4 protein-coding genes are annotated in these 3,302 nt (G+C 70.8%); 1 reads left to right on the top strand and 3 read right to left on the bottom strand.

Features of this window, described 5'->3' with window-relative positions:
- Positions 1 to 182, top strand: a 182-nt coding sequence (locus tag ABZW03_RS38950; RefSeq protein WP_355269329.1) for a hypothetical protein, incomplete at its 5' end; no start/stop codon positions are given.
- Positions 183 to 381: 199 nt separating this feature from the next.
- On the opposite strand, the gene ABZW03_RS38945 is transcribed toward ABZW03_RS38950, so the two are convergent.
- From ABZW03_RS38945 to efeB, 3 genes are all read right to left on the bottom strand, one after another.
- Positions 382 to 993: a DUF4232 domain-containing protein gene (locus ABZW03_RS38945; protein ID WP_355269327.1), complete on the bottom strand. Its 612-nt coding sequence runs from the start codon at positions 991 to 993 to the stop codon at positions 382 to 384.
- A 217-nt stretch (positions 994 to 1,210) separates the two neighbouring features.
- The gene (gene efeU, locus ABZW03_RS38940; RefSeq protein ID WP_355269325.1) at positions 1,211 to 2,050 is read right to left on the bottom strand and encodes an iron uptake transporter permease EfeU; all 840 of its coding nucleotides are present in this window, start codon (positions 2,048 to 2,050) and stop codon (positions 1,211 to 1,213) included.
- 34 nt (positions 2,051 to 2,084) lie between these two features.
- The coding region (gene efeB / locus ABZW03_RS38935; RefSeq protein WP_355269323.1) for an iron uptake transporter deferrochelatase/peroxidase subunit at positions 2,085 to 3,302 on the bottom strand (1,218 nt) is incomplete at its 5' end.

The raw sequence follows: 3,302 nt of genomic DNA, 5'->3' as shown, positions 1-3,302 counted from the left end.
TGGTCGCCTGGGCGGGCGTGCGCACGATGGCGGACAGCCTCAAGGACATCACCACCGTGGTGCCGCCGGTGCAGACCGCCTGCTACCTGCTGGCGGCCGCCGTGATCGGGCTGCTGGCCGCGCTCTGGCCGGCCCACCGGGCGTCGAAGCTGGACATCCTGGACTCGATCAAGAGCCAGTAGTCCGGGCCGGGTGCGCAAGGAGCCCCCGGGGCGGTCTCAGGAACCGCCCCGGGGGCTCCGGTGCGTCGTCAGCCGGTCAGCGTCAGTCGAAGTGCATCACGCTCGGCCAACATCGGTCGGACAGCATCGGTCGGACAGCATCGGTCGGACAACATCGGTCGGACAGCATCATCGGTCGAACCGCATCAGCTGGACGGCATCAGTTGAAGAGCACCTTCTCGTTGTTCGGCTGCAGCGTGCCGGTGGTCAGACCGGCGGCCGAGACCAGCAGCTGGCCGGCCGGCTTGCCGTCGGTGCCGAGCACCTCGGCGGTGACCGGCGCGGTCTCGTCCGGCAGGGTCACCTGCAGGCCGGTGAGCACGTGGCAGGTCGCGTCCGACTTGTCGCAGGCGCTCCACTTGAAGCCCGCGTAACCGGACTTGTTGGGCTTCAGGGTGACCAGCACGGCCGGCCCGGGGTGCGCCTCCCGGTTGGCCGACAGGGTGTCCGGGCTGTTGTCGGCCTTCAGCCCGCCGAAGCCCGGGTAACCGTACAGGGTGCAGTTGTGGTCGCTCTTGTTCTTGATCGTCAGCATGGCCGAGCCCGCGCTCTTGATCTGCACGGTGGCGGTGACCTCGTCGCTCTTGCACCGCGTACCGGCCGCCTGGCCGGCCATCGGGTCGCCGGGGACGGTGGCCCCGGCCGCGCTCGCCTTCGGGTCGCCCGGCTTGTCGTCCGTGTACTTCACGTCGTCGCACGCGGTGAGCAGGACGGTCGCCGCGAGGGCGGCGACACCGGCGGCGACTAACCTGGCAGGCCTGCGAACGGTCATGATCCCCCCATGGGTGGGTAATGGCATGGTGCTGTCACCCTTAGTACGAAGGCCGTGGCGGAACGGTTCCACTGGGACTGCAGATTGTCAGAGCTGACCGTTTTCGTCGCTCTCCTGACTTGTTTCGGCCGGACTTGACGGGAATTGGCTCCGGACCGACGGAAACCGCCCCGCCCGGCGGGTGCCGGGCGGGGCGGTGCGGTGCCGAACTGCCGGATCAGGCGGCCGACTTGGCGGCCACCGGCTGGGCGGGCCGGGGCCTGTTGAAGACGCCGAAGAACACGGCCAGCGTGGGCAGCAGATAGGCCAGCCAGACCACCAGCTGCAGCACCGTCGGGTCCGGCTGGAAGTTGAACACGCCCTTCAGCAGCGTGCCGTACCAGCTGTCCTTGGGAATGGTGCTGGAGATGTCGAAGGCCAGGCTGTGCAGACCGGGCAGCCAGCCGGCCTCCTGGAGGTCGTGCACGCCGTAGGCGAGCACCCCGGCCGCGACCACGACCAGCATCGCGCCGGTCCAGGTGAAGAACTTGGCCAGGTTGATCCTCAGCGCGCCCCGGTAGAACAGCCAGCCGAGCACCACCGAGGTGAGCAGGCCCAGCGCGGCGCCGACCAGCGGGTTCCAGCCGTCGTCGGTGGCCTGCACGGCCGACCAGATGAACAGCGCGGTCTCCAGGCCCTCGCGGCCGACCGCCAGGAAGGAGGTGACCACCAGGGCCGTGATGCCCATCGCGACCGCCGCGTCCAGCTTGCCGTGCAGCTCGGTCTTCAGGTGCCGGGCGGTGCGCCGCATCCAGAACACCATCCAGGTCACCAGGCCGACCGAGATGATCGACAGCGTGCCGCCGAGCGCCTCCTGGGCCTCGAAGGTGAGCTGCGAGGAACCGAACTGGAGCACCGCGCCGAAGGCCATGGAGAGCACCACGGCCGAGGCGACGCCGAGCCACACCGGCGGCAGCTTGTCCTTGCGGTCGGTCTTGACCAGGTAGGCGATCAGGATGCAGACGACCAGGCTGGCTTCGAGGCCCTCGCGCAGGCCGATCAGGTAGTTGCCGAACACGGCTGACTCCTCTGGGTGGTGGGGAAGGACGGGATCAGCCGAAGAGGGCCTGGCCCCACCACTCCCCCGGCTTGCGCACGCCCGCCGGGCAGGCGAAGTGGGCGGAGCCGACGTGCTGGATGTACTCGTTGAGCTTGTCGCTCGCCGCGAGGCGGGTCTGCAGCGGGACGAAGGCCTTGCGGGTGTCGCGCTGGTAGGCGAGGAAGAACAGCCCCGCGTCCAGGCGGCCGAGGCCGTCGGTCCCATCGGTGAAGGAGAAGCCGCGGCGCAGGATCATCAGGCCGTTGTTGGCGTCCGGGTGGGCGAGCGCGACGTGCGAGTCCGCGGGCATCGCCTTGAGGTCCGGCGCGTCGTGCTCCTTGGCCCTGCCGTACGGGGCGCCCTCGCCCTTGGTGCGGCCGAAGGTGTCCTCCTGGTCCTTGAGCGAGGAGCGGTCCCAGGTCTCGATGTGCATCCGGATCCGCCGGGCGACCAGGTAGGAGCCGCCGGTCATCCACTCCGGGCCGTCGCCGGGGGCGGCCCAGACGTGGTCGGCCAGCTTGGCGGTGTCGGTGCCCGCGATGTTGTGGGTGCCGTCCTTGAACCCCATCAGGTTGCGCGGGGTCTGCTCGTCCGGGGTGGTCGAGGAGGTCTTGCCGAAGCCGAGCTGCGACCAGCGGATGTTGACGGTGCCCATGCCGATCCGGGCCAGGTTGCGGATCGCGTGCACGGCGACCTGGGGGTCGTCGGCGCAGGCCTGGACGCAGATGTCGCCGCCGCTGCGGGTCGGGTCGAGCTTGTCGCCCTTGAAGTTCGGCAGGTCGATCAGGGCCTCGGGGCGCTTGGCCAGCAGGCCGAAGCGGTCAACGCCCTCCTTCTCGAACAGGGTCGGGCCGAAGCCGATCGTCAGGGTGAGCCGGGAGGCGGGCAGGCCGAGGGCCTCGCCGGTGTCGTCCGGCGGCGCCTCCGCCGAGCCGGGCACCGCACCGGTGCCGACCTCGCGGCCGCCGGTCATCGCGGCGGCCGCCTTGGTCCACTCCTTGAGCAGCTTGACCAGGGAGTCCCGGGTGGCCTTCTCGGAGACGTCGAAGGCCGCGAAGTGCAGCCGGTCCTGGACCGGGGTGGAGATGCCCGCCTGGTGCTCGCCGTAGAACGGCACCTCGGCGCCGACCGGGGCGGCCGCGGCCACCGGGACGGCGTCGTCCTGACGGGTCGCCGCGGCGACCGAGCCGACGGCGGCGGCGCCGAGCGCGACGCCCGCGCCGGCCCAGCC

This window comes from Kitasatospora sp. NPDC004799 (genome assembly GCF_040609095.1).
Lineage (GTDB): Bacteria > Actinomycetota > Actinomycetes > Streptomycetales > Streptomycetaceae > Kitasatospora.
Note: the sequence above shows the minus strand (reverse complement) of the source record. Positions and strands in the feature narration are given on the sequence as shown.